The 23893-nt window shown below is 73.6% G+C and carries 21 protein-coding genes; 8 read left to right on the forward strand and 13 right to left on the reverse strand.

The window, feature by feature from the left end; genetic code table 11:
* Positions 1 to 74: 74 nt before the first annotated feature.
* Both ACFV46_RS01900 and ACFV46_RS01905 read right to left on the reverse strand, forming a co-directional pair.
* Positions 75 to 518 (reverse strand): VOC family protein, encoded by a 444-nt coding sequence (locus tag ACFV46_RS01900; RefSeq protein WP_376726535.1) that lies wholly within the window; start codon positions 516 to 518, stop codon positions 75 to 77.
* A gap of 95 nt (positions 519 to 613) precedes the next feature.
* Complete coding sequence (locus ACFV46_RS01905) at positions 614 to 1441, reverse strand: alpha/beta fold hydrolase (protein WP_376726534.1); 828 nt, start codon at positions 1439 to 1441, stop codon at positions 614 to 616.
* A 536-nt stretch (positions 1442 to 1977) separates the two neighbouring features.
* Here ACFV46_RS01905 and ACFV46_RS01910 point away from each other — a divergent pair.
* Together ACFV46_RS01910 and ACFV46_RS01915 are read left to right on the forward strand one after the other, a co-directional pair.
* On the forward strand, positions 1978 to 2442 hold the full coding sequence (locus ACFV46_RS01910; protein ID WP_385496713.1) for an LAETG motif-containing sortase-dependent surface protein: 465 nt from the start codon (positions 1978 to 1980) through the stop codon (positions 2440 to 2442).
* A gap of 65 nt (positions 2443 to 2507) precedes the next feature.
* Complete coding sequence (locus ACFV46_RS01915) at positions 2508 to 3434, forward strand: oxidoreductase (RefSeq protein ID WP_385496714.1); 927 nt, start codon at positions 2508 to 2510, stop codon at positions 3432 to 3434.
* 41 nt (positions 3435 to 3475) lie between these two features.
* Here the strand turns inward: ACFV46_RS01915 and nirD are convergent, their stop codons facing one another.
* Genes nirD through ACFV46_RS01930 form a run of 3 tightly spaced genes read right to left on the reverse strand, consistent with a single transcriptional unit; the run spans position 3476 to position 7646 of the window.
* The gene (nirD, locus tag ACFV46_RS01920) at positions 3476 to 3826 is read right to left on the reverse strand and encodes a nitrite reductase small subunit NirD (RefSeq protein ID WP_361923730.1); all 351 of its coding nucleotides are present in this window, start codon (positions 3824 to 3826) and stop codon (positions 3476 to 3478) included.
* On the reverse strand, positions 3823 to 6435 hold the full coding sequence (gene nirB, locus ACFV46_RS01925) for a nitrite reductase large subunit NirB (RefSeq protein ID WP_385496715.1): 2613 nt from the start codon (positions 6433 to 6435) through the stop codon (positions 3823 to 3825). The genes nirD and nirB overlap by 4 nt, the downstream gene beginning before the upstream one ends.
* Entirely contained in the window at positions 6435 to 7646 is a 1212-nt protein-coding gene (locus ACFV46_RS01930; RefSeq protein ID WP_385496716.1) for an NAD(P)/FAD-dependent oxidoreductase, read from the reverse strand. Before ACFV46_RS01930 ends, nirB begins: the two co-directional genes overlap by 1 nt.
* A 191-nt stretch (positions 7647 to 7837) precedes the next feature.
* On the opposite strand from ACFV46_RS01930, the gene ACFV46_RS01935 reads away from it, so the two are divergent.
* A complete protein-coding gene (locus tag ACFV46_RS01935; protein ID WP_376726529.1) occupies positions 7838 to 8620 on the forward strand; it encodes a sulfite exporter TauE/SafE family protein in 783 nt (260 codons plus the stop codon).
* A 6-nt stretch (positions 8621 to 8626) separates the two neighbouring features.
* On the opposite strand, the gene ACFV46_RS01940 is transcribed toward ACFV46_RS01935, so the two are convergent.
* The 4 genes from ACFV46_RS01940 to ACFV46_RS01955 form a co-directional block, all read right to left on the reverse strand.
* A complete protein-coding gene (locus ACFV46_RS01940) occupies positions 8627 to 9304 on the reverse strand; it encodes a class F sortase (protein WP_361923722.1) in 678 nt (225 codons plus the stop codon).
* Positions 9305 to 9386: 82 nt separating this feature from the next.
* Positions 9387 to 9905, reverse strand: coding sequence for a hypothetical protein (locus ACFV46_RS01945; protein ID WP_361923720.1), 519 nt, complete (start codon positions 9903 to 9905; stop codon positions 9387 to 9389).
* Between the two features lie 295 nt (positions 9906 to 10200).
* On the reverse strand, positions 10201 to 11127 hold the full coding sequence (locus tag ACFV46_RS01950; protein WP_385496718.1) for an aminoglycoside phosphotransferase family protein: 927 nt from the start codon (positions 11125 to 11127) through the stop codon (positions 10201 to 10203).
* A gap of 108 nt (positions 11128 to 11235) precedes the next feature.
* Complete coding sequence (locus tag ACFV46_RS01955) at positions 11236 to 12882, reverse strand: M4 family metallopeptidase (protein WP_385496719.1); 1647 nt, start codon at positions 12880 to 12882, stop codon at positions 11236 to 11238.
* 101 nt (positions 12883 to 12983) lie between these two features.
* Between ACFV46_RS01955 and ACFV46_RS01960 the strand changes: the two genes are divergently transcribed.
* The gene (locus tag ACFV46_RS01960; protein ID WP_385496720.1) at positions 12984 to 13409 is read left to right on the forward strand and encodes a gamma-glutamylcyclotransferase family protein; all 426 of its coding nucleotides are present in this window, start codon (positions 12984 to 12986) and stop codon (positions 13407 to 13409) included.
* 50 nt (positions 13410 to 13459) lie between these two features.
* Here the strand turns inward: ACFV46_RS01960 and ACFV46_RS01965 are convergent, their stop codons facing one another.
* Positions 13460 to 15619 (reverse strand): molybdopterin oxidoreductase family protein, encoded by a 2160-nt coding sequence (locus tag ACFV46_RS01965; RefSeq protein WP_385496721.1) that lies wholly within the window; start codon positions 15617 to 15619, stop codon positions 13460 to 13462.
* 102 nt (positions 15620 to 15721) lie between these two features.
* Positions 15722 to 16399: an ElyC/SanA/YdcF family protein gene (locus ACFV46_RS01970; protein WP_361935156.1), complete on the reverse strand. Its 678-nt coding sequence runs from the start codon at positions 16397 to 16399 to the stop codon at positions 15722 to 15724.
* A 222-nt stretch (positions 16400 to 16621) separates the two neighbouring features.
* Between ACFV46_RS01970 and ACFV46_RS01975 the strand changes: the two genes are divergently transcribed.
* The 4 genes from ACFV46_RS01975 (at position 16622) to dnaG (ending at position 22139) form a co-directional block, all read left to right on the forward strand.
* Positions 16622 to 17491, forward strand: a complete 870-nt coding sequence (locus ACFV46_RS01975) for a sirohydrochlorin chelatase (protein WP_385496722.1) — start codon at positions 16622 to 16624, stop codon at positions 17489 to 17491.
* Positions 17492 to 17549: 58 nt separating this feature from the next.
* The gene (locus ACFV46_RS01980; protein ID WP_385496723.1) at positions 17550 to 18803 is read left to right on the forward strand and encodes a deoxyguanosinetriphosphate triphosphohydrolase; all 1254 of its coding nucleotides are present in this window, start codon (positions 17550 to 17552) and stop codon (positions 18801 to 18803) included.
* 136 nt (positions 18804 to 18939) lie between these two features.
* Positions 18940 to 20205: an FAD-dependent oxidoreductase gene (locus ACFV46_RS01985; RefSeq protein WP_361935165.1), complete on the forward strand. Its 1266-nt coding sequence runs from the start codon at positions 18940 to 18942 to the stop codon at positions 20203 to 20205.
* Between the two features lie 29 nt (positions 20206 to 20234).
* A complete protein-coding gene (dnaG, locus tag ACFV46_RS01990; RefSeq protein ID WP_361935168.1) occupies positions 20235 to 22139 on the forward strand; it encodes a DNA primase in 1905 nt (634 codons plus the stop codon).
* Here dnaG and ACFV46_RS01995 read toward each other — a convergent pair.
* Both ACFV46_RS01995 and ACFV46_RS02000 read right to left on the reverse strand, forming a co-directional pair.
* Complete coding sequence (locus ACFV46_RS01995) at positions 22110 to 23114, reverse strand: nucleotidyl transferase AbiEii/AbiGii toxin family protein (protein ID WP_361935171.1); 1005 nt, start codon at positions 23112 to 23114, stop codon at positions 22110 to 22112. The two genes, dnaG and ACFV46_RS01995, sit on opposite strands and share 30 nt — an antisense overlap.
* A complete protein-coding gene (locus ACFV46_RS02000) occupies positions 23111 to 23782 on the reverse strand; it encodes a hypothetical protein (protein WP_385496724.1) in 672 nt (223 codons plus the stop codon). The genes ACFV46_RS01995 and ACFV46_RS02000 overlap by 4 nt, the downstream gene beginning before the upstream one ends.
* Positions 23783 to 23893 lie beyond the last annotated feature (111 nt).

The following is a 23893-nucleotide window of genomic DNA, read 5'->3' on the forward strand; positions in this document are numbered from 1 at the left end:
TCTCCCATCACGGATGGAGGCCGAGTGCCACGCGTTGGTCGCCATTCCTGCACCGGGGACCTTTTCCGCGGTCCCTAGCCGATCGGGCTCGCGCCTTCCTGGAACACATTGATGAGGTTTCCGTCGGAGTCCCGGATCGCGGTGGAGATGCTGCCGTCTCCGAGATCCATCTGCTCCCAGACCGTCGTCACACCCAACTCGCGGAACGTCCGCGTCACGCTCGCCAGGTCCTCGACACGGAACACGAGGGCCTTGTTACCGATCGCACGTACGTGGTCAGGAGGATCTGCCGTCAGTTCGGGCACGCGGACGCCGCCGGCAGGCTGGAGCAGTTCGAGCCGGAAACCCGGACCCTCCAGGAACGCCACGTCGGCTCCGATGGCCTCGAAGCGGGACTTCGCCAGGAGGGTGAGGCCGAAAACCCGGTGCCACCAGGCGATGGAGGCGTCGAGGTCGCTCACGGAGGTCGTGACGTTGTGCAGGCTGTAGGCGAAGGGGGGTTGATCGGCTGCACTCATACGGATCCCTCAGGTGCGAGCCCGAGTCCGTCCCGCTGCGGTGCGGGCCGAGGGAGCGGAGCCTCGGCGCACGGCTGCGGGGCCACGGGTGGTCTTCAACCGCGGGCGAATTCGAGGAGGTCCTTGTTGAAGGTCTCGGCGTACTTGGGCACCATGGCGAGACCGTGCGGCGCGCCCTCGTAGACCTTGTACTCCACGTCCTTGACGATCTTCGAGGACTTGGCGCCTGCGGAGACGATCGGAACGATCTGGTCGTCGTCGCCGTGCACGATCAAGGTGGGCACGTCGACCTTCTTGAGGTCCTCGGTGGTGTCTGTCTCGGAGAACGCCTTGACACAGTCGTAGGCGCCCTTGATCCCGACGGTCATGCTCCAGAGCCAGAACTCGTCGCGCGTGCCCTGGGAGACGGTGGAACCTTCGCGGTTGGCGCCGTAGAACGGGGCGCTCAGGTCCTTGTAGAACTGGGACCGGTCCGTCGCGACGCCATCGCGGATCTCGTCGAACACCTCGATCGGCAGACCCTCGGGGTTCGCTTCCGTCTTGAGCATGAGAGGCGGAATCGCCCCCAGCAGGACCAGCTTCGCGACCCGGCTCGTACCATGACGGCCGATGTACCGGGTGACTTCGCCGCCCCCGGTGGAGTGACCGACCAGGATCACGTTCTGCAGGTCTTCGGCTTCGATGACCGCGGCCAGGTCATCGGCATAGGTGTCGAGGTCGTTGCCGTCCCAGGTCTGCCCGGAACGTCCGCCCCCGCGCCGGTCGTGTGCGATGGCCCGGTAGCCGTTGTCCGCCATGAGCTTCATCTGCGGATCCCAGGCGTCCGCGGTCAGCGGCCAGCCGTGGGAGAAGACCACGGGCTGGCCTGCGCCCCAGTCCTTGTAGAAGATTTGCGTGCCGTCACTGGTGGTGGCGAAAGGCATGATCTGCTTTCCTCTCGAAGCCGGCTTGTACCGACCTGCGTCACGCCGTCCAGGGCTGTGACGAAAGTGGTTACATGCTGCGAATTTCACCCTAGCTCCGAGGTTCCGCTTCAGCGCGCCGAGAACAATTGGTGACTCGCCATGCCGCTTCCCGTTCGTCAACTGCCTGTGCGGAACGGCACGTTGTGCGGCGAATGGCCTGTGTATTCAAGGTCAATAACCGCTGGCAAAGCCGATCCGATGCGGCTTCGGTCATCGAGGCACTGGCGGTCCCGGGCCCGGCGCCGCTGCCGTCCATGGACGACATGATCCATGCGGAGAGCTACTGTCCGGTCACGTCACGTTAGGGTCACGGGTCTCCCATATCGCCCCGTCGCCGCCACGGCCCCTGGCTAGGTTCGTCACCTCTTGAACCACCCCTCGGGTGCGCTCGCACCACGCGCACCGCTCGGATCCCTCACGTCACGCCAGTCACCGTCGTGGACCGAGCCGACCGTGCCGATCGAGCCGCCCGAGTCCCCAGGGAAGGACCCGCCGTGTACCCGCTCCGTACCCCCGGCGCCCTCGTCGCCGCGCTGGCACTGGCCGCGCTGCCCGCCACCGCCGTCGCCCACGACGGGAACCACCCGTTCACGAACTGCGCCGAGGCGTACGCGAGCGGGTACGCCGACATCCCCCGCGGCGACCGGCACTACGGATCCCATCTGGACCGGGACGGCGACGGCCTCGGCTGCGACAGTCCGCCCGCCGGCTTCGTCCCGGCCGACGACAAGAAGTCCGACGACAAGAAGTCCGACGACCAGGGCTCCGAGGACAAGCAGTCCGACGACTCACAGACCGGGGTCGGTGCCGCCGCGGACGACGGCGGCCGGGACGGCACCGACCTCGCCGAGACCGGCGGCTCCGACAGCACCCCGTACATCGCGGCGGGCGGCCTGGTCGCCGTCCTCGCCGGGGGCTCGGTGATGCTGGCGGTGCAGCGGCGGCGCTCGAACCGCTGACGTGCGGCGGGCCGGTCCGGTCGTTCGTAGGCTGGCATCACCGGCACCGCGCGGAAGGAGCCCGCATGTCCCGCTGGAGCACCCGTGACATTCCGGCCCTCGACGGCCGGACCGCCGTCGTCACCGGGGGCAACGGCGGCATCGGCCTCGCCACGGCACGGGAGCTGGCGGCCCACGGGGCGCGGGTGGTGCTCGCCTGCCGCAGCGAGGCCCGGGGCGCGGAGGCGGGGGACCGGCTGGTGACGGAGGTCCCCGGAGCACGGGTCGAGGTGCTGCGCCTGGACCTGGCCGACCTCGGCTCGGTGCGCGCGTTCGCGGAGACGTTCCCGTACGGCCGGCTCGACCTGCTGGTGAACAACGCCGGGGTGATGGCCCTGCCGTACGGGACGACGGCCGACGGGTTCGAGACGCAGTTCGGCGTCAACCACCTGGGGCACTTCGCGCTCACCGGACTGCTGCTGCCCCGGCTGCTCGCGACGCCGGGCGCCCGCGTGGTGACCGTCTCCAGCCCGGCGCACCTGATGGGGAACATCGACATCCGCGACCTCAACAGCGAGCGCTCGTACCGGCGGTGGACCGCCTACGCCCGGTCCAAGTCGGCCAACCTGCTCTTCACCCACGAGCTGGCACGCAGGCTGGCCGCGCGCGACGCGGACGTGGTGGCCGCCGCGGCCCACCCCGGGTACGCGGACACCGGGCTCCAGGCCGCCGGGCCGCGCATGGCGGGCAACCGGACCGGCGAACGGCTCGCGCACCTCGGCAACCGCCTGTTCGCCCAGCCGGTGACGGCGGGCGCGCTGCCCGTCCTGTACGCGGCCACCGCCCCCGGTGTCCGCCCCGACTCCTTCACGGGCCCGGCGTTCCTCGACTGGCGCGGCGCCCCGGCCCCCGCGCGGCGGGCCCCCTGGACGACGGACGACCGGGCGAGCGCCCTGCTGTGGGAGCACTCGGCCCGGCTGACCGGGGTCGACCCCGGGGCCCTGCGGCCCTGAGCGTCGGTCCCGAGGCACTGAGGACCCATGTCACTGGACGCTCAGCCCGCCCGCACCTCGTACGTCGTCACCCGCACCGTCTCGTCGTCCAGGCACTGCCCCGTCCCCAGGTCGAACCGCTGCTTCAGCAGCGGGGAGGCGACGAAGGGGCGGCCCCGGTGGGTGCCGGTCAGGCCGCGGGAGAGGACCGCCGCGCCGCCGAACGGGTCGCGGTTGTCGATGGCGTACAGGCGGCCGGACCGGTCCCGGAACAGGGCCACCTGGCCCCCGTCCGGCAGCAGGGCCGCCACGCCCCGGCCCGGCAGCAGCCGGGTCAGGTCGCAGACCGGCAGCCAGTGGCCGCCCACCCGGACATGGACCTTCACATCGGTGATCTCGGGAGCCAGGGTCATCGCTGGGCGCTTCCTTCCAGGACGTCTTCGGCGCGGGGACGCAGGCCGATGGACAGCAGGGGCAGGTCGGGCTTGATCTGGTCGCGCTCCGGGACGAAGCCGACGACCGGGTCGGGGGTGTCGGGCGCGTTCACGAAGGACACGAACCGGGCCAGCTTCTCGGGGTCGTTGATGGTCTCGGCCCACTCGTCGCGGTAGTGCGAGACATGGGCCGCCATCAGCGACTCCAGCTCCTCGCAGATGCCGAGGGAGTCCTCCACGACGACCTCGCGGACGTGGTCCAGGCCGCCCGGGATGCGCTCCAGCCACACGCTGGTGCGCTCCAGACGGTCCGCGGTGCGGATGTAGAACATCAGGAACCGGTCGATCAGGCGGATCAGTTCGGCGTCGGACAGGTCCTGCGCCAGCAGGTCGGCGTGGCGCGGGGTGGCGCCGCCGTTGCCGCCGACGTACAGGTTCCAGCCGTTGGCGGTGGCGATCACGCCGAAGTCCTTCGACTGGGCCTCCGCGCACTCGCGCTGGCAGCCGGAGACCGCCGACTTCAGCTTGTGCGGCGACCGCAGCCCCCGGTAGCGCAGCTCCAGGTCGATCGCCATGCGGACCGAGTCCTGCACGCCGTAGCGGCACCAGGTCTGCCCCACACAGGACTTCACCGTACGCAGCGACTTGCCGTAGGCGTGGCCCGACTCGAAGCCGGCGTCGACCAGCCGGGCCCAGATCAGGGGCAGCTGCTCGACGCGGGCGCCGAACATGTCGATCCGCTGGCCACCGGTGATCTTCGTGTACAGGCCGAAGTCCCGGGCGATCTCGCCGATCACGATGAGGCCCTCGGGGGTGACCTCGCCGCCGGGGATGCGCGGGACGACCGAATAGGAGCCGTTCTTCTGGAGGTTGGCGAGGAAGTGGTCGTTGCTGTCCTGCAGGGCCGCCTGCTCGCCGTCCAGGACGTAGCCGCTCGCGCCGATCGTGGGGGCGAGGGACGCGATGATCGACGCGACCGTGGGCTTGCAGATCTCGCAGCCGTCGCCGCCGCGGGCGCCGTCGCGGCCGTAGCGGTCCAGCAGGTCCTGGTAGGTGGTGATGCGCAGGGCGAGGACGATCTCGTACAGCTCCTCGCGGGTCTGTGCGAAGCAGCCGCACAGGCCCTTGTCGACCTCGACGCCGGACGCCTCCAGCTCCGCGGTGACGAGCTGGCCGAGCACCTTCACGCAACTGCCGCAACCCGTACCGGCCTTGGTGCACTTCTTCACCTCGGGCACGGTGGTGCACCGGTGCTCGGTGACCGCGCCGCGGATCGTGCCCTTGGTGACGTTGTGGCAGGAGCAGATCACCGCCTCGTCGGGCAGCGCGGCCGGGCCCAGCTGGGCGGGGGCGCCCGCGCCGGCCGGCAGCACCAGCGACTCGGGGGAGACCGGCGGGACGGACCCGGTGAACGCCCGGAGCGTGCCGTACGCCTCCGCGTCCCCGACCAGGATGCCGCCGAGCAGGGTGCCGTCCCGGCCGACGACCAGCTTCTTGTACAGGCCCGCGCGGGAGTCCGAGTACACGACTTCCAGGCAGTCCTCGGTGGTGCCGTGCGCGTCCCCGAAGGAGGCCACGTCCACACCGAGCAGCTTCAGCTTGGTGGACAGGTCGGCGCCGGTGAAGGACGCCTCGTCCTCGGCGATCGTCGCGGCGGCCGTCTCGGCCTGCTCGTAGCCGGGGGCGACCAGGCCGTACACCCGGCCGTCCACGGCCAGGGCGCACTCGCCGATCGCGAACACGGACGGGTCGGACACCGTACGGCAGCGCTCGTCGACCGCGATGCCGCCGCGCTCGCCGACCGTGAGGCCGCAGTCGCGGGCCAGCTGGTCGCGGGGGCGGACACCGGCGCTGAACACCACCATGTCCGTGGCGAGTTCGGAGCCGTCGGACAGCTTCATGCCGGTCACGGCACCCGAGTCGTCGACCACGATCTCCTGCGTGCCGACCCCCGTGTGCACGCTCAGGCCCATGTCCTCGATGGTGCGCAGCAGCGCGGCGCCGCCGCCCTCGTCGACCTGCACCGGCATCAGGCGCGGCGCGAACTCCACGATGTGCGCCTCCACCCCGAGCCCCTTGAGCGCGCCGGCGGCCTCCAGACCCAGCAGTCCGCCGCCGACCACGGCACCGGTGGTGGCCCGGGACTTCGCGTAACTCTCGATCGCGAGCAGGTCCTCGATCGTGCGGTAGACGAAGCAGCCGTCGGCGTCCTTGTTCGGCACCGGCGGCACGAACGGGTACGAGCCGGTGGCGAGGACGAGCGTGTCGTAGGCGAAGACCTCACCGGAGCGGGCGGTGACCTCGCGGGCCTCCCGGTCGACGTGGACCGCCGGGTCACCGACGTACAGCTCGATGCCGTGCGCCGCGATGAACTCCGCGTCCGTCAGCGACAGGTCCTCGGGCGTGCGGCCCGAGAAGTACGAGGTGAGCGCCACACGGTCGTACGCCGGACGCGGCTCCTCGCACAACACGACCACGCGGTGCGTGGCGGTCAGGCCGCGCTCGGCGAGCGCCTCGAGGAAGCGCTGGCCGACCATGCCGTGGCCGACGAGCACGATCGTGGGGGTCGCCCCGGGGGTGGCCGTCATCAGGAGCCTCCATCGTTGGTGAGCAGGTGCAGCAGGGGGGCGTCACCGGGGAGCGGCTCGGCGCCCTCCCAGGCGCGGGCGAGCGCGCCGACGGTGCCGAGTTCGCCGACGAGGACCCCGCCGACCAGGCGATCGTCGCGGACGACGACCTTGCGATAGGTGCCGCGGGTGGCGTCGGTGAGCTGGACGACGTCGTCGCCGGGCCGGGCCTCCGTCTCGCCGAACGCGGCGAGGTCGAAGAAGCCCTCGCCGGCCAGCGTCAGCCGGGTCAGCGCGCGGGTGCCGGTGTAGCGGGCGGTGCCGTCCCCGGCGAGCGAGGCGGCGAGCACGTCGGCCTGTTCCAGCGCGGGCGCGGCGAGCCCGTACACGGTCCCGGCGTGCTGCGCGCAGTCGCCGACGGCCCGGATGCGCGGGTCGGAGGTGCGCAGACAGTCGTCGACGACGACGCCCTTGGCGACCTCCAGGCCGGCCGCCGTGGCGAGCCCCACCCGGGGGTGCACCCCGCAGGCCAGCACGACGAGGTCGGCGTCGAGCGCGTACCCGTCGGCCATCTCGACCGAGCGGACCGCTCCGCCGACGCAGCGCACGTCCCGGACGCGCAGCTCGGTGTGGACCTCGACGCCGAGTCCGGTCAGATGCCGCCGGACCAGGGCGGAGGCGGCCGGGTCGAGCTGACGCTCCATCAGCCGCTCGGACTGCTGGGCGAGCACGACCTGGGCGCCGCGCAGCGCCAGCGCCCGGGCGGCGGAGACCCCGAGGAGCCCGCCGCCGATGACGACGGCCCGCACGCCGGGCCGGACCGCCTTGGACAATCCGAGGCAGTCGTCCAGGGTGCGGAAGGCGTGGACGCCCTCCGGCAGCACGTGGTCGGGGCTGAACAGGCCGCGCAGCGGCGGCAGCACCGGGTTGGAGCCGGTGGCCAGGACGAGGGTGCCGTATCCGATGGCCCGCCCGTCCGCGAGGCGCACGGTGCGTGCCGCGCGGTCGATGCCGGTGACCCGGCCGCGGACCAGCCCGGCGGGCTCCGGCAGGGCGATCACCTCCGGGCTGTAGCGCCCGGCCAGCACCTCGGCGAGCAGGACCCGGTTGTACGGGCGGTGCTCCTCGTCGCCGACGAGCGTCACGTCCGTGCCGAGCTCGCCGAGCCGCCGGGCGAGCCGTACGCCCGCGAGGCCGGCGCCGATCACCACCACACGCGTATTCGAGGTCATGCCGACGAGCCTGCGGGCCGGGTGTTTCCCGGCAGCATCCCTTCTGTTTCCCGTGCGGAACGCTGCCCTCAACAGGAGCGGGGTACGGATGTGAGGGTTCGACGGGCCAGGTGGGGGGGTGTGAGGGGTGCCGAAGCTCGGAAGACCCTCATGTGCGTGGACCGTGCACGCACCGCTGTAGGGTCTCGGCCATGCCCGAGATATCCCTGACCATGGTCGTCGTCCTGTGCCTCGCGGCCCTCGCGGCCGGATGGATCGACGCCGTGGTCGGCGGCGGGGGACTCCTGCTGCTGCCCGCCCTGCTGCTCGGCCTGCCCGCCGGCACCCCGGCCGCGTACGCGCTCGGCACCAACAAGGCGGTGGCGATCGTCGGCACGACGGGCGCCGCCGTGACCTACGTCCGCAAGGCGCCCGTCGACGTCGGGCTCGCCGTGCGCATCGGGCTCGCGGCGCTCGCCGGCTCCAGCGGCGGCGCCTTCTTCGCGGCCGGCATGAGCACCGAGGTCCTCAAGCCCGTGATCATGGTGGTGCTGCTCGCGGTGGGCGCCTTCGTCATCCTGCGCCCCGCCTTCGGCACGGCCCCGGCGCCCGGCCCGGTCTCACGCCGCCGCGTCCTCGCCGCGATCGGCCTCGCGGGCCTCGGCATCGGCTTCTACGACGGTCTCATCGGCCCCGGCACCGGCACGTTCCTGGTGCTGGCGCTCACGGCCGTGCTGCACCAGGACCTGGTCACGGCGTCCGCGACCGCCAAGATCGTCAACTGCTGCACCAACGCCGGGGCGCTGGCCACCTTCGCCTGGCAGGGCACGGTCTGGTGGCAACTGGCCGCCGTGATGGCCCTGTTCAACCTGGCGGGCGGCACCGTCGGGGCCCGTACCGCCCTGAAGAAGGGCAGCGGCTTCGTCCGGATCGTGCTGCTGACGGTCGTGTTCTCGCTGGTGGCGAAGCTGGCGTACGAGCAGTGGCTCGCCTGAGCGGCCTCAGCGGCTGCCCGTCAGATGCGCGAAGACGACCACGTTGCCCCGGTAGCCGGTCGCCCGCGAGTAGCCGCCGCCGCAGGTGATCACCCGCAACTCGGGGCGGGCCGCCGGGCCGTACACCTTCTCGTCCGGGAAGTTCTTCGCGTCGTACACCTCCACGGCGTCCACGGTGAACACGGCGGTGCCGCCGTCGCGCCGGTCCACCTCGATGGTGCCGCCCTTGCGCACGGCACCGAGCCGGTAGAACACGGCGGGCCCGTCGGCGTTGTCGACATGGCCGGCGACGATCGCGGTGCCCGTCTCACCGGGCGTGGTCCCGGACTCGTACCAGCCGGCGAGGTCCGGGCGTCCGGCGGGCGGCACGTCGAGGCTGCCGGAGGACGTCAGCCCCAGGCCGGTCAGTGGCGCGTCGACCCGGATCGCGGGGATGCGGATGCGGTCGGGCGGGGAGGGGGGCAGGGCCCGCGCGGCGGTTCCGGCGGCCCGGGCGCCGGCGCCCGGGGCGTCCGTGCGGGCGGCCTGCGCCGCCGACGGCTGCGGCGGCGGGTGCTCGGCGCCGCCGGCCAGCAGCAGCACGGCACAGCCGAGCGCCAGCACACTGGCCGCGGCTATCGCCACGTCGCCCATCCTGCGGTCACTGCGCACCTGTGCCTCCTGGGCTCTCCTGTCGGCCCTCATCCCCCTCCGGGCCGCGAGGGGCGTCGGACCCGGAGGGGGAGAGGACGTGCGGTACCGGCGGACGGACAGCGGAGGGTGTCCGTCAGATCCCGTCGCCTCTCGCCCGGCGATGCAGGAGCCAGGTACCGCCCGCGGCGGCGACGGCGAGAGCCGTCACACCGGCCGCGGTCCGTACGGGGTCGTGGCCGAACGCGCCGCCGACCCCCGTCTTCACACTTCCCCGTGGATGCGTCTGCCCGCGCGGCGCGGTCAGCGTGACCACCAGGTCGCCGGCGACCCGCTTGCCGCCCTCCGCGCAGGTCGCGACGATCTCGTACGTGCCCGGCTGGGCGCTCGGCGGCACCCGGAACCGCCCGGCCGCCTGCTCGTCGTGGGTGCTGGGCGCCAGCGTGAACGCTCCGGCGCCCACCGCGCTGGCGTCACCGGCGGCGGCGCCCCGCGGGCAGAACTCCGTGTGCACGGTGACCTCCCCGCCCGGCTCGACCGAGGACGGGAACACCTCCAGGCCGCCGCTGTCCCCGCCGTGGGCGGGGGTGACGACGAGCCCCACGGCGCCGGCGGCCAGCGCGGCGCCGGTCAGCAGACGGGCGGTACGTCGCATCGATGCTCCTCCGAGCGGAACACGGCCCGCGGCATCCCCATGTGCCACCGTCTCGGCCGAGCCCCTGCCCTTCCGAGGAAAGTCGCAGCGGCGCGTGAGCGCTTGTCGAGACCGGTCCGTGAGCGGGGTGAACGGGTGCCGCGGGGGCCGCCCATGACCCCGGCGCGGGCGCCGTTTCAGCAGGTCACCGGGTCATCGGCGGGACCGGAGGAAGCGAATCGGTTGTCCGGCGGGACACGCGTGTGAACGGGTGACGCGACCCCCGTTCCATGAACCCCGGCCCCCCGCCCCCGTGTCACCGGTCGGCCAGTACCTCGGCCACCGTCCGCCGGGCCACGGTCGCCAGCACCGGGTTGGTGCCGTTGCCGCAGACGTCGCCGTAGTAGTGCTCCGCCGTGAGCCCGAACCGCAGGGCCCAGCCCCGGCCCCGCTCCCAGGTGGCGTCGTCGGCGCCCGCCGCCGCGCGGAAGACCTCACGGGTCCCGGCGTCCAGGACGGTCCAGGCCGGCATGAGGTCGGCGGCCGGGTCGCCGGTCCCGAAGCAGCCGAAGTCGATGACGGCGGTGAGCCGGCCGGAGGAGGTCAGCAGATTGCCCGGCAGGAGGTCGCCGTGCAGCCAGACGGGGGTGCCGTGCCGGTCGGGGACCCGGAGCACGTCCTCCCACACCCCGGTGGCCGCCCGCGCGTCCAGGGCGCCCGCCGCCCCCAGGTCACGGATCGCGGCCCGTACGTCCGCGTCGCCCGCACGGACCGGGCCGCCCCGGTACGACGGCGGGCCGCCGTCGGCGTCCACCGAGCGCAGCGCGGCGACGAAACGCCCCAGGTCACGGGCGGCCGTGGCGAGGTCGGCGGGCGGGGCGTCGAAGGCGTCCGCGCCGTCCAGCCAGGCGTACACCCCCCACGGCAGCCCGTATCCGGTGTCCGGCTCGCCCAGTGCGAGCGGCGCCGGGACCGTGAGCGGGAGGTGCGCGGCCAGCCGGGGCAGCCAGTGGTGCTCGGTGCCGACCTGCCGCCCCCCGCCGGGCAGCCGCGGCAGCCGTACGACGAGGTCGGGGCCGAGCCGGAACATCGCGTTGTCGGTCCCGGCGGACGCCACGCGCCGCACGGGGAGCCCGGCCCAGCGCGGGAACTGCCCGGCGACCAGCCGCTCCACCAGCGCCTCGTCGATGTCCAGTTCGCCGGCGCGCATCCGGACCGGGGGCGACTCGGGGCTGGACGGCATACGGCTCCTCGGGACGGGCGGGCGGGTGTCGGCCGTCAAGGTACGGGTCCGCACGGCGGCGCGGCCAGCCGTTTTCGCCCCGGCCGGCCGCGCCCACCACCCGCGCGGTCAGGCCACGTTGACGGCCTTCCAGGCGGCGCCGACCGCCGCGTACTCCGCGCCGCCGGCCCCGTACAGGTCCTTCGCCGCGTTCAGCGTGGCCGTACGGGCGCCCGCGTAGGTCGTGGAGGAGGTCATGTAGACCGTCAGCGCGCGGTACCAGATCCTGCCGAGCTTGGCCCGGCCGATGCCGGTGACCGTCGAGCCGTCGCAGGTGGGGGAGTCGTACCGGACGCCGTTGAGGGTCTTGGCGCCGCTGCCCTCGGCCAGCAGGTACGCGAAGTGGTTGCCGACACCGGACGAGTAGTGGACGTCGAGCCCGGAGACGGACGAGCTCCAGCAGTCCGCGGACTTGCCGTCCCGGGACGGCTTGTCCATGTACCGCAGGGCGTCCCGGCCGAGTCCGGACCGCACGACCCGCTCGCCGATCAGGTAGTCGCCGGGCTCGGCGGCGTTGTCCGCGTGGAACTCCACCAGAGTCCCGAAGACGTCGGAGGTCGCCTCGTTCAGGCCGCCCGACTCGCCCGAGTACGTCAGACCCGCCGTCTTGGACGTCACGCCGTGCGACATCTCGTGCCCGGCGACGTCCAGCGACACCAGCGGGCCGAGCTGGGTGCCGTCACCGTCGCCGTAGGTCATGCAGAAGCAACTGTCGTCCCAGAACGCGTTGTTGTAGTCGTTGCCGTAGTGCACGCGGTTGAACGAGCCCTTGCCGTCGCCGGCGATGCCGTCGCGGCCGTGCACGTCCCGGTAGTAGTCCCAGGTGACGTCCGTGCCGTACTGCGCGTCCACGGCGACCGTCGAACGGTCGCCGGTGGTGCCGTCGCCCCAGTGGTCGTCGGCGTCGGTGAACGCCGTGGCCGGGGCGCGGTCCAGGCAGATCGTCAGGATGCACAGGTCCGTCTTGTTCGCGGCGTCACCCGTGTACGTGTTCCCGCGCGTCGGGTCCTTGAGCTGGTACGCCGGCTGGGAGCCCGAGGTGGTGAGCGGGACCGTGCCCGAGTACAGCGACTTCCCGTCGCCGGTCGCGGTCTCGATGCCGTCCCACGCGTCGATCCGGGCGCCGGTGCGGGCGTCGGTGAGCACCGTGCGGGCGACCGGGTTGCCGAGGGAGTCCTGGGCGGCGGCGTCGGTCCGCCAGGCCAGCTTCGGGGTGCCGTGCAGGGCGTCGACGACCAGCTCGGGCCGGGCGGTGAGCCGCCGCAGCGTCTGTCCGGCGTGGACGGCGCGCAGCACGCTCGCCGCGAGGTCGGCCGCCTTCGGCGCGGCGATCCGCGGGGTGACGCTCGGCAGGGAGAGGGAGCCGCGCGTGGCGCGGGAGGCGCTCCGGTAGGTGCCGTCCTTCGCCAGGTGGACGACGAAGTCGCCGCCGAGGACGGGCAGTCCGCGGTAGGTGCGGTCGTAGCGGACGTGCTGGGTGCCGTCGGCGTCGACGACGACGTCCCGCACGGACGTGTCCTGATGGGCCGTCAGGCCCAGGGTGCCCGGGAGGTCCTCGAGGACCGCCGCCGCGTTCCGCAGCGCGGTGGCCCGGGTGGGTGTCTCGTCCGCACCGGCGGTGGGGGACAAGGCGGTGGCCATGAGGGCGGCGACGGCGACGGCGACGCCCGCCACGGCCGGACGGGAACCCTTGAAGTACGGCCGTATTCGGCTCATCGCTCTCCTCGATCTCGGCGGTGACCAAGATTCAAGAGGGCGTGCACATGCCATGACCAGGGTGACGCCGTGGAGGTGTGTGAGGAGAGAGAATCGTTTCCGTGACCCTCTCTCCCCGACTGCCGTTCTTCGTCTACGGCACCCTGCGCCCCGGCGAGCCCCACCACGGCACCCTGCTGCGCGGCCGCACCCTCACCGAGGAGCCGGGACGCCTGCTCGGAGCGCTGCTGTACGACGGCCCCGGCTACCCGTACGCCGTGGAGGAGCGGGGCGCCGGCACCGTCGAGGGCGACCTCGTCACCGTCCGGCCCGAGGACTACCCGCAGTTGCTCGCCGCGCTCGACCGGCTGGAGGAGTACCGCCCGGGCGACCCGCGCAACCTCTACGAGCGGGTCGCCCGCGAGGTCCTGCGCACGGGCGACGGCACGGCCGTACGGGCCTGGGTGTACGTCGCCGCACCCGCCGTCGCCGCCCGCCTGCGCACCCACGGCACACCGCTGGCGAGCGGCGACTGGAAGACGCGGTGACCCTCTAGGTCGTGTCCGCAAAGTCCTGCCTGCCGAGCGGCGGACACGACCTAGGCCGTCTCCAGCCGTACCGCGCACGTCTTGAACTCCGGCATCCGGGACGTCGGGTCGAGCGCCGGGTTGGTCAGGGTGTTGGCGCGGCCCTCGCCCGGCCAGTGGAACGGCATGAAGACCGTGTCGGGGCGGATGCCAGAGGTGACCCGGGCGGGCGCCACCGCCCGGCCCCGGCGCGACACCACGGCCACCGGATCGCCCTCGGCCACCCCGAGCCGCGCAGCCAGGCGCGGATGCAGCTCCACGAACGGCCCCGGCGCCGCGTTGTTCAGCTCCTCTACCCGGCGGGTCTGCGCACCCGACTGGTACTGGGCCACGACCCGGCCCGTCGTCAGCAGTACCGGGTACTCCTCGTCGGGCTCCTCCGCCGCCGCCCGGTGCGCCACCGGCACGAACCGGGCCCGCCCGTCGGGCGTGGCGAACCGGTCCAGGAACAGCCGGGGCGTGCCCGGGTGCGGGACGGCACCCGCCTCGTCGCCGGCGGCGTCGTCCTCACGGGCCGGGTCGTCCGCGTGCTCGGTGACGCCGTCGGCGTCCGGCGGCGCGGGGCACGGCCAGAAGACGCCGTTCTCCTCCGCCAGCCGCTCGTAGGTGATCCCCGAGTAGTCCGCGGCGCCGCCCGCGCTCGCCCGCCGCAGCTCCGCGAAGACCTCCTCCGCGTCGACGGGGAAGCCCTTCTCCAGCCCTTCGTCCGCGCCGAGCCGCGCCGCGAGCTCGTGCAGGACCTCCAGGTCGCTGCGCACCCCCGGCGGCGGGTCGATCGCCCGGCGGCGCAGCAGGACCCGGCCCTCCAGGTTCGTCGTCGTCCCCGTCTCCTCCGCCCACTGCGTCACCGGCAGCACCACGTCGGCGAGTTCGGCCGTCTCCGACAGCACGACGTCGCACACGGCGAGGAAGTCCAGCGACCTGATCCGCTCCTCGACATGGGCGGCGCGCGGCGCCGACACCACCGGGTTGGAACCCATGAGCAGCAGCGACCTGATGTCACCGCCCAGCGCGTCCAGCAGCTCGTACGCGCTGCGGCCGGGGCCCGGCAGCCGGTCCGGGTCGACGCCCCAGACCCCCGCGACGTACCGGCGGGCGGCCGGGTCGTCCAGCTTGCGGTACCCGGGCAACTGGTCGGCCTTCTGGCCGTGTTCGCGTCCGCCCTGCCCGTTGCCCTGCCCGGTCAGACAGCCGTACCCGGACAGCGGCCGGCCCGCCCGGCCCGTCGCCAGGCACAGATTGATCCAGGCGCCCACCGTGTCGGTGCCCTTGGACTGCTGCTCGGGCCCGCGCGCGGTCAGCACCATCGCGTGCTCCGGCGCGCAGAACATCCGTACCGCCTCCCGCAGTTCCGGAACGGACACCCCCGTGATCCGCTCCACGTACTCCGGCCAGTGCGCCATCGCCGCGGCCCGCGCGTCCTCCCAGCCGGCCGTGCGCTCGCGCACGTACTCCTCGTCGACCCGGCCCTCGGCGACGACCAGGTGCAGCAGCCCGAGGGCCAGCGCGAGATCCGTGCCGGGGCGGGGCGCGAGGTGCAGGTCGGCCTGTTCGGCGGTCTTCGTGCGGCGAGGGTCGACGACGATCAGGGTGCCGCCGTTGTCCCGCAGCTCCTGGAAGAACCGCAGCGCCGGCGGCATGGTCTCCGCGAGGTTGGAGCCGACGAGGATGACACAGCCGGTGCGCGGGATGTCCTCCAGCGGGAACGGCAGCCCCCGGTCGAGGCCGAACGCCCTGATCCCGGCCGCGGCCGCCGACGACATGCAGAACCGGCCGTTGTAGTCGATCTGCGAGGTGCCGAGCACGATCCGCGCGAACTTGCCGAGGCTGTACGCCTTCTCGTTGGTCAGCCCGCCCCCGCCGAACACCGCGCACGCGTCCGGGCCGTGTTCGGCGCGGGTGCGGGCCAGCCCGTCGGCGATCCGGTCGAGGGCCTCGGGCCAGCTCGCCGGCACGAGCGCCCCGCCGGACCGCACCAGCGGCGTGGTCAGCCGGACCCCGGAGGCCAGCACCGCGGGCGCCGTACGGCCCTTGCCGCACAGCGCGCCCCGGTTGACGGGGAAGTCCGGGCGCTCGACCACCGCGACGCCCCCGTCCTGCGAGGGCGTGAGGTTCATACCGCACTGCAGGGCGCAGTACGGGCAGTGCGTGGGCGTCGCGATGTTCGGCATGCCGTTCAGCGTGCGTCGGCCGTGTTACGTGCGCGGCGGCTCCCCGGTTACACGGGCGGCACGGTGACCTCCCCGCCCGCCCGGCGCCGCCGTGAGGCCCCGCTACCCGGCCGTGGCCAGCGCGTCCGCGACCCCGGTCTCGCGCCGGCCGAGGAAGCGCGGGTCCGGTTCGACGACGGCGTCCAACGCCGCCTTGCCGGCCGCGAACAGCTCCCGCACCCCGCCGTAGTACCAGGTGACGTCGTGCCGGGCGGCCACCCCGACGCCGTAGCTCGCGACCCCGGCCTCCTCGCACAGCGCCACCGCCCGCCGGATGTGGAAGTCCTGGCTGATCAGCACCGCCTCGTCGACCCCGAAGATCTTCTTGGCCCGGACACAGGAGTCCCAGGTGTCGAAGCCCGCGTAGTCGCTGACGATCCGGGCGCCGGGCACCCCGTGCCGGACCAGGTAGGCGCGCATCGCGTCGGGCTCGTCGTAGTCCTCGCGGCTGTTGTCCCCGGTGACGAGGACGACCTCGATCCGTCCCGCCCGGTACAGCCGGGCCGCCGTGTCCAGCCGGTGCGCGAGGTACGGCGACGGCTCGCCGTCCCACAGCCCGGCCCCGAAGACGACGGCGACGTCCGTGCGCGGCACGTCGGCGGCGGTGCGCAGCCGGCCCTCGGTGGCCAGACGTGTCCAGGTGGCCGGCAGCAGCGCCAGCACGCTCGCGGCCATCAGGGCCTGCACGAGCCGCCGGCGCCCGGCGCGGGTGCGCGGCAGACGCGGCCTCCGCAGACGCATCCCGGCCCCCTTCCTGTACGGCTCCCCGTGAGCCTCCGGTTCCCAGGACGCCCCGGCGGCGGGCGCGGTTCACCCGCCCCCGCGTGACAGTCTTCACCCGGCCCGAACGGAACCGCAGGTCAGGGGGCCTCACACCGGCGCCGGCCCGGACCGTGAACCCGGCGTAAGAACCCGTCATTGGCGTGAAACGGCACAGCAACCTGGCCCCGCCACCATCGGTCCATGACGGCGTCGAACCCCCTGCACGACCAGTCCCCGACGGCCCACCTCGACAGTACGGCGCACCTCATGAACCGGATCAGCAGCCAGCTCGCCCGCCAGCTCACCCTCGTCGGCCCCGACGGCAGGCGCCGCCCCGACCCACCCGCGCTCGTCGTCGTCGCCCACGGCAGCCGTGACCCGCGCGCCCTGCGCACGGTGACCGCGCTGCTCGACGAGGTCCGCGCGCTGCGCCCCGGACTGCCGGTCCACCTCGGGCACATCGAGCTGAACGAGCCGCTGCTCGCGGACACCCTGGCCGGCCTCGGCGACCGCGAGGCGATCCTCGTCCCCCTGCTCCTCGGCCGCGGCTACCACATCAAGCGGGACATCCCCGGGACGGCCGCCGCCTCCCGGGTCCGCGCCCGCGTGGCCGGCGCGCTCGGCCCGCACCCGCTCCTCGCGGAGGCGCTTCACGCCCGTCTGACGGAGGCCGGCTGGCGCACGCCCGAGGACGAGGCCACCCGCCGCACGACCGCCGTCGTCCTGGCGGCGGCCGGTTCCCGCGACCCCGAGTCCAAGGTGGACACCGCCCGCACGGCCCGCCTCCTCACGGCCCGCCTGGGCGTCCCGGTCGTCCCCGCCTACGCGACGACGGCGTCCCCGTCCGTCCCCGACGCGCTCGCGGCCCTCGCCGCGCGGGGCCGCACCCGGGTCGCGGTGGCGTCGTACTTCACGGCCCCCGGCCGCTTCGCGACCCAGTGCGCCGACCAGGCCCCCTGGCTCGCGTCGGCCCCCCTGGGCACCCACCCGGCCATGGCCCACCTCCTCCTCCACCGCTACGACCGCACGACCACCCCGGCGGCGACGACCCCGTCCCTGGCCTCGGCCTGAACCCCGGGCCCACCCCGCCAGGCCCCCCTCGCCGCTCGTCTGGCCGTACTGTCGGGGCATGTACTACGACGAGTCGGCAGTCGAACGCTGGGCACCGGAACCCGACAAGCGGCCCGGGCGCACGGCCTTCCAACGGGACCGGGCCCGTGTGCTGCACTCGGCCGCGCTGCGCAGGCTCGCCGGCAAGACGCAGGTCGTGACGCCCGGCACCCACAGCAACGCCTGGGACCCCAGCCCCCGTACCCGCCTCACCCACTCCCTGGAGTGCGCCCAGGTCGGCCGGGAGCTCGGCGAGGCACTCGGGTGCGACCCCGACCTGGTGGAGGCCGCCTGCCTCTCCCACGACCTCGGCCACCCCCCGTTCGGCCACAACGGCGAGGTCGCGCTCAACGAGTTCGCCGAGGACTGCGGCGGGTTCGAGGGCAACGCCCAGTCCCTGCGCCTGCTCACCCGGATCGAGCCCAAGCGGTTCACCCCGGAGGGCTCCGTGGGCCTCAACCTCACCCGCGCCACCCTCGACGCCGCCACCAAGTACCCGTGGCCCCGCGGCGGCCACCCCACCGACCCGCACTCGCGGAAGTTCGGCGTCTACGAGGACGACCGGCCCGTCTTCGACTGGATCCGCAAGGACGCCCCCGGCACCCGCACCACGTTCGAGGCCCAGGTCATGGACTGGGCCGACGACGTGGCGTACTCCGTGCACGACGTGGAGGACGGCCTGCACGCCGGGCACGTCGACCCGAACTGCCTGCACGCCGAGCCGGAACGCCAGGCCGTCTTCGCCGTCGCCATCGGCCGGTACGTGCCCGCGGACACCGACCCCGCCGAGCTCGCCGAGGCCCTGGACCGGCTCCTCGACCAGGAGTGGTGGCCGCACGGCTACGACGGCTCGGCCGTCGCCCAGGCCCGCCTCAAGGACGCCACCAGCCAGCTCATCGGCCGGTTCTGCCTGGCCGCCGAGGGGGCGACCCGCGCCGCGTACGGCGGCGGACGGCTCACCCGCTACGCCGCCGAACTCGTCGTGCCGCGCGAGACCCGGATGGAGTGCGCGGTCCTCAAGGCCGTCGCCGACCGGTACGTCATGCAGCGCGCCGAGCAGGAGCGGCTGCGCGCCGACCAGCGCGTCGTCGTCGCCGAGCTGGCCGAGGCGCTGACGGCCCGCGCCCCCGACGGACTGGACCCGCAGTTCCGCGCCCTGTTCGACGCGGCCGGCGACGACCGCGCCCGCAAGCGCGTCGTCGTCGACCAGATCGCCAACCTGACGGACGCCTCGGCCCGCGCCCTGCACGCCCGCCTCAGCGGCCGGGCCTGAACCCGCCCCCGCCCGGGCACCCGGGCACCCGGGCACCCGAAAGTGACCCTGCGTGGCCTGATCGGGTCACCCCCCCTTCCCGCATCACGCTGCGTGCGGGACGCTCGTGGGGCGGCACCTTACGAGGAGGCATGAAGTGGTCGACGCGGATCAGACATTCGTCATCGTCGGAGGCGGGCTGGCCGGCGCCAAAGCGGCCGAGACGCTCCGCGCGGAGGGCTTCACCGGGCGGGTGATACTGATCTGCGACGAGCGCGACCACCCCTACGAGCGGCCGCCCCTGTCCAAGGGGTACGTCCTCGGCAAGGAGGAGCGCGACACCGTCTTCGTGCACGAGCCCGCCTGGTACGCGCGCAACGACATCGAGCTGCACCTCGGGCAGACCGTCGACGCCATCGACCGCACCGCGAAGACGGTCCGGTTCGGCGAGGACGGCACCGTCGTCCACTACGACAAGCTGCTGCTCGCGACCGGCGCCGAGCCCCGCCGCCTGGACATCCCCGGCACCGATCTGGCCGGCGTGCACCACCTGCGCCGGCTCGCGCACGCCGAGCGCCTCAAGGGCGTCCTGACCTCCCTCGGCCGGGACAACGGGCACCTCGTGATCGCCGGCGCCGGCTGGATCGGCCTGGAGATCGCGGCGGCTGCCCGCGAGTACGGGGCCGAGGTCACCGTGGTCGAGCACGGGCCGACCCCGCTGCACGGCGTGCTCGGCCCCGAGCTCGGCGCGGTCTTCGCCGACCTGCACCGCGAGCACGGCGTGCGGTTCCACTTCGGCCGGCGGCTGACGGAGATCGTCGGACAGGACGGCATGGTGCTGGCCGCCCGCACCGACGACGGCGAGGAGCACCCGGCGCACGACGTCCTCGCGGCCATCGGCGCCGCCCCGCGCACCGCCCTCGCCGAGGCCGCCGGCCTGGAGATCGCCGACGCCGCGCACGGCCGGGGCGTCGTGGTCGACGAACGGCTGCGCACCTCCGACCCCGACATCTACGCGGCCGGAGACGTGGCCTCCTTCCCGCACGCCCTGTTCGACACCCGGCTGCGGGTGGAGCACTGGGCCAACGCGCTCAACGGCGGCCCGGCAGCGGCCCGCGCGATGCTCGGCCGGGACGTCACCTACGACCGCGTGCCCTACTTCTTCTCCGACCAGTACGACCTGGGCATGGAGTACAGCGGATGGGCGCCCGCGGGGTCGTACGACCAGGTCGTGATCCGCGGGGACGCCGGCAAGCGCGAGTTCATCGCCTTCTGGGTGAAGGAGGGCCGGGTGCTCGCCGGGATGAACGTGAACGTGTGGGACGTGACCGAACCCATCCAGAAACTGATCCGCTCCAAGGCCCAGGTGGACACCGAGAACCTGGCGAACCCCCACATCCCACTCGAAGACCTCATCCCTTGAGTGTCCGACCGGCCCCGTAGAATTCACGCGTGGCAGGACGGATCAACGACGACGACGTGAAGGCGGTACGGGACGCGGTCCCGATCGACGCCGTCGTCTCCGAGTACCTCCAGCTGCGCAACGCCGGCGGCGGGAACCTGAAGGGGCTGTGCCCCTTCCACGACGAGAAGTCGCCGTCCTTCCAGGTCAGCCCCAGCAAGGGTCTCTTCCACTGCTTCGGCTGCCAGGAGGGCGGCGACACCATCACCTTCGTGATGAAGGTGGACCACCTCTCCTTCTCCGAGGCCGTCGAGCGCCTCGCCGCCCAGGCCGGCATCACCCTGCGCTACGAGGAGGGCGGCTACAACCCCTCCCACCAGCGCGGCGAGCGCATCCGCCTGGTCGAGGCCCACAAGATCGCCGCCGACTGGTACATGGAGCAGCTGGCGAACAGCCCGGAGGCCGACACCGGCCGCCAGTTCCTCGCCGAGCGCGGCTTCGACCAGGCCGCCGCCCAGCGCTTCTCCGTCGGCTACAGCCCGCAGGGCTGGGACCACCTCACGCGCTTCCTGCGCGGCAAGGGCTTCACCGACAAGGAGCTCGTCCTCTCCGGTCTGTCGCAGGAGGGCCGCCGCGGCCCCATCGACCGCTTCCGGGGCCGCCTGATGTGGCCGATCCGCGACATCGGCGGCGACGTCGTCGGCTTCGGCGCCCGCAAGCTCTACGAGGCGGACAACGGCCCGAAGTACCTGAACACCCCCGACACGGCGATCTACCGCAAGTCCCAGGTCCTGTACGGCATCGACCTCGCCAAGAAGGACATCGCGAAGGCGTCCCGCGCGGTCGTCGTCGAGGGCTACACCGACGTCATGGCCTGCCACCTCGCCGGGGTCACCACGGCCATCGCGACCTGCGGCACCGCCTTCGGCAACGACCACATCAAGATCCTGCGCCGGCTCCTGATGGACAACGGCTCGGCCCGCGTGATCTTCACCTTCGACGGCGACGCCGCCGGCCAGAAGGCGGCCCTGCGCGCCTTCGAGGACGACCAGAAGTTCGCCGCCGAGACCTACATCGCGATCGCCCCGGACGGCATGGACCCCTGCGAGCTGCGCCTCGCCAAGGGCGACGACGCCGTCGCCGACCTGGTCGAACCACGCACCCCGCTCTTCGAGTTCGCGCTGCGCCAGATCGTCGTCCGCTACGACCTGGACACCCCGGCGGGCCGCGCCGCCGCCCTGGACGAGGCCGCCCCGATCGTGGCCCGCATCAAGAACAGCGGCGCCCAGCACGAGGTCGCCGTCCAGCTCGCCGGCATGCTCGGCATCCTCGACACCCAGTTCGTGGTCAAGCGGGTCGCCCAGCTCGCCCGGTGGGCCCGCGAGCGCGGCGGCCGCGGCCCGGCCCCGTCGTCCCGCGGCCCGCAGCAGCCGTACGACGCCGCGCCCCGGCCCCGCGCCACCGGCCCGGCCCTCACCCTGCGCAACCCCGTCTACGCCACCGAACGCGAACTGCTGAAGCTCGCCCTCCAGCGCCCCGAGCTGGTCTCCCCGGCGTTCGACGCGTACGGCGTCGACGAGTTCACCGCCGCCCCCTACGCCGCCGTCCGCCAGGCGATCATGGACGCGGGCGGCGCGGAGTTCGGCATCCAGGACCCGCAGGAGTACCTGGTCCGCGTCCGCGACGCGGCCCCCGACGACCAGGTCCGCGCGATGGTCACCGAGCTCGCCGTCGAGGCGATCATGCGCAGGACCGTCGACGAGAACTACGCGGGCGAACAGCTCGTCACCGTCCGCCGCCGGGCCGTCGAGCGCCGGGTCCGTGACATCCAGAGCCAGCTGACCCGCCTCGGCGCGGGCGGCGACCCGGCCCAGCTCGCCGCCGTGCAGAACGAGCTGTGGGTGCTCCAGCAGTACGACCAGGCGCTACGCGCCCACGGGGCCGCCGCCCTCTGACCGGCCCGCGAAAGTCGGCGTCACCGCCCGGACCAGCCGGTCCACGAACGCCTGCTCGGCGTCGGCGTACTGCGGATACTCGGTGACGAAGTGCCGCCACTCGACGCACCGCAGCGCCTCCACCACATCGTCGAAGCCGACGTACTCCTGGTACGGGTAGGGCCACTCGCCCGAGAGCCGGAACACCTCGTGCAGCAGCTCGTACGGCAGCGGGTGCCGCTCGGCGAGCAGCACGGCGTCGTACAGGTCCTTGCCCTGCGCGTAGGCGTCGTTGATCAGCCACATCAGCTTCCAGGCCAACGACAGCGCGGGCGTGGCCGCCCGGACGACGGCGCCGCCCGGCAGCTCCACGGGCCCGGGCGGCTCGGGCAGCCGCTCGTTGAAGACGAAGTCGAGCTGGACGTGCCCCTCGGGCAGCCCCGGCGCGCTCCACGGCAGCACCATGCGGCGGCCCGGCACCCGCTCATAGGTCCAGATGTCCTCCACGGCGGCGCCCCCGGCCGACACCCGCACGCCGTCCCCGGACGCCTCCTCGGCCGCCCGCGCGATCCCCTCGAGCATCCGCGCGGTGCGCTCCTCCTCCATCCGCCAGGTCTCCGGCACGACGACGAAGTCCAGGTCACCGGGCTCCCGGGCGGCCTCGCCGAACCAGACGGACATCAGCACGCTGCCGCGCAGCACCAGGGCGTCGGCCCACTCCGACCCGGCGATCGCGCCGAGGACCAGGTCCAGGGCCCGGCGCCGGGCCGCCCGCCAGGCGTCCGTGCGGGCGGGGTCGGCGAACGCGGGGTCGGTGGCGCGGTAGGCGTTCTGATGCTGCTTCATGCTCGGGTCGAAGACCAGGCGCTGCGAGACGTCCTCGCCGGGCACCGTCCGCAGCGTCAGCGGCAGATCCTTGTCCCGCCGCGTGGCGTCGTCCAGCTCCTCCCGCGGCATCTCACGCCACAGCCCCCACTCCCGCCAGGACCCGCTCATCGCCGCCCCTCCCGCGTCATGACGCCCCCGGCACTCGCGCCGGAGGTCTCCTCGGCCCCTCCGCCGGCCCACCCGTCGATCCATCCGTCGTCCACGGACAGATCGCTGTCGTACAGCACGAACTCCCGCTCCACGTCCACCACGTCGAGCCCCGCCAGTTCGGCCAGCAGCCCCTCCAGGGCGCGTCCGGCTCCGGCCGCGTCCACCCCGCGGCACCGCTGCGTCACGAACCGCTCGTGCCGGGCGCCCACGACCCGGCGCGCGTTCCACGACAGATGCGCCCCGTACGGCACCACCCGGGCCGCCAGGGAGCCCAGGTCCGTGTCGGCGGGCAGCCGCAGCTTCACATGGTGCTCGAAGTACTGCCCGCCGCCGCACGGCCCGGCCGGCACCTCCGGCGCCCAGGGCGCCGACTCGATCTTGACGCGCACCGGGCTGAACCCGCCCGCCCGCAGCCGCGCCGCGACCTCCTCGGCGCCGGCCGCCGCCGCGGCCCACGAGGGCGCGCCGGTCAGCGTGAGCATCGGCTGCGACGGCACCCGGCCGCGGGCCAGTTCGATACAGGTCAGCTTCAGACCCGCGGCGGCCGCCCAGCGGCGCAGCCGCCCGGACCCGGCCGCGTCGGCGCAGGCCACCGTCACATGGGTCTCGTACAAGGATCCGGACACCGCCGCATCGTGTCAGACCCCGCCGCGCACGGGCATCCGGGTTTCCCCGCCGACATCACCCCGTGGTCACGGCCCGATCGCAAAAAGTCACCGCACGCCCCTCGTGGCGGC

The organism is Streptomyces sp. NPDC059852, from assembly GCF_042731455.1.
GTDB lineage: Bacteria > Actinomycetota > Actinomycetes > Streptomycetales > Streptomycetaceae > Streptomyces.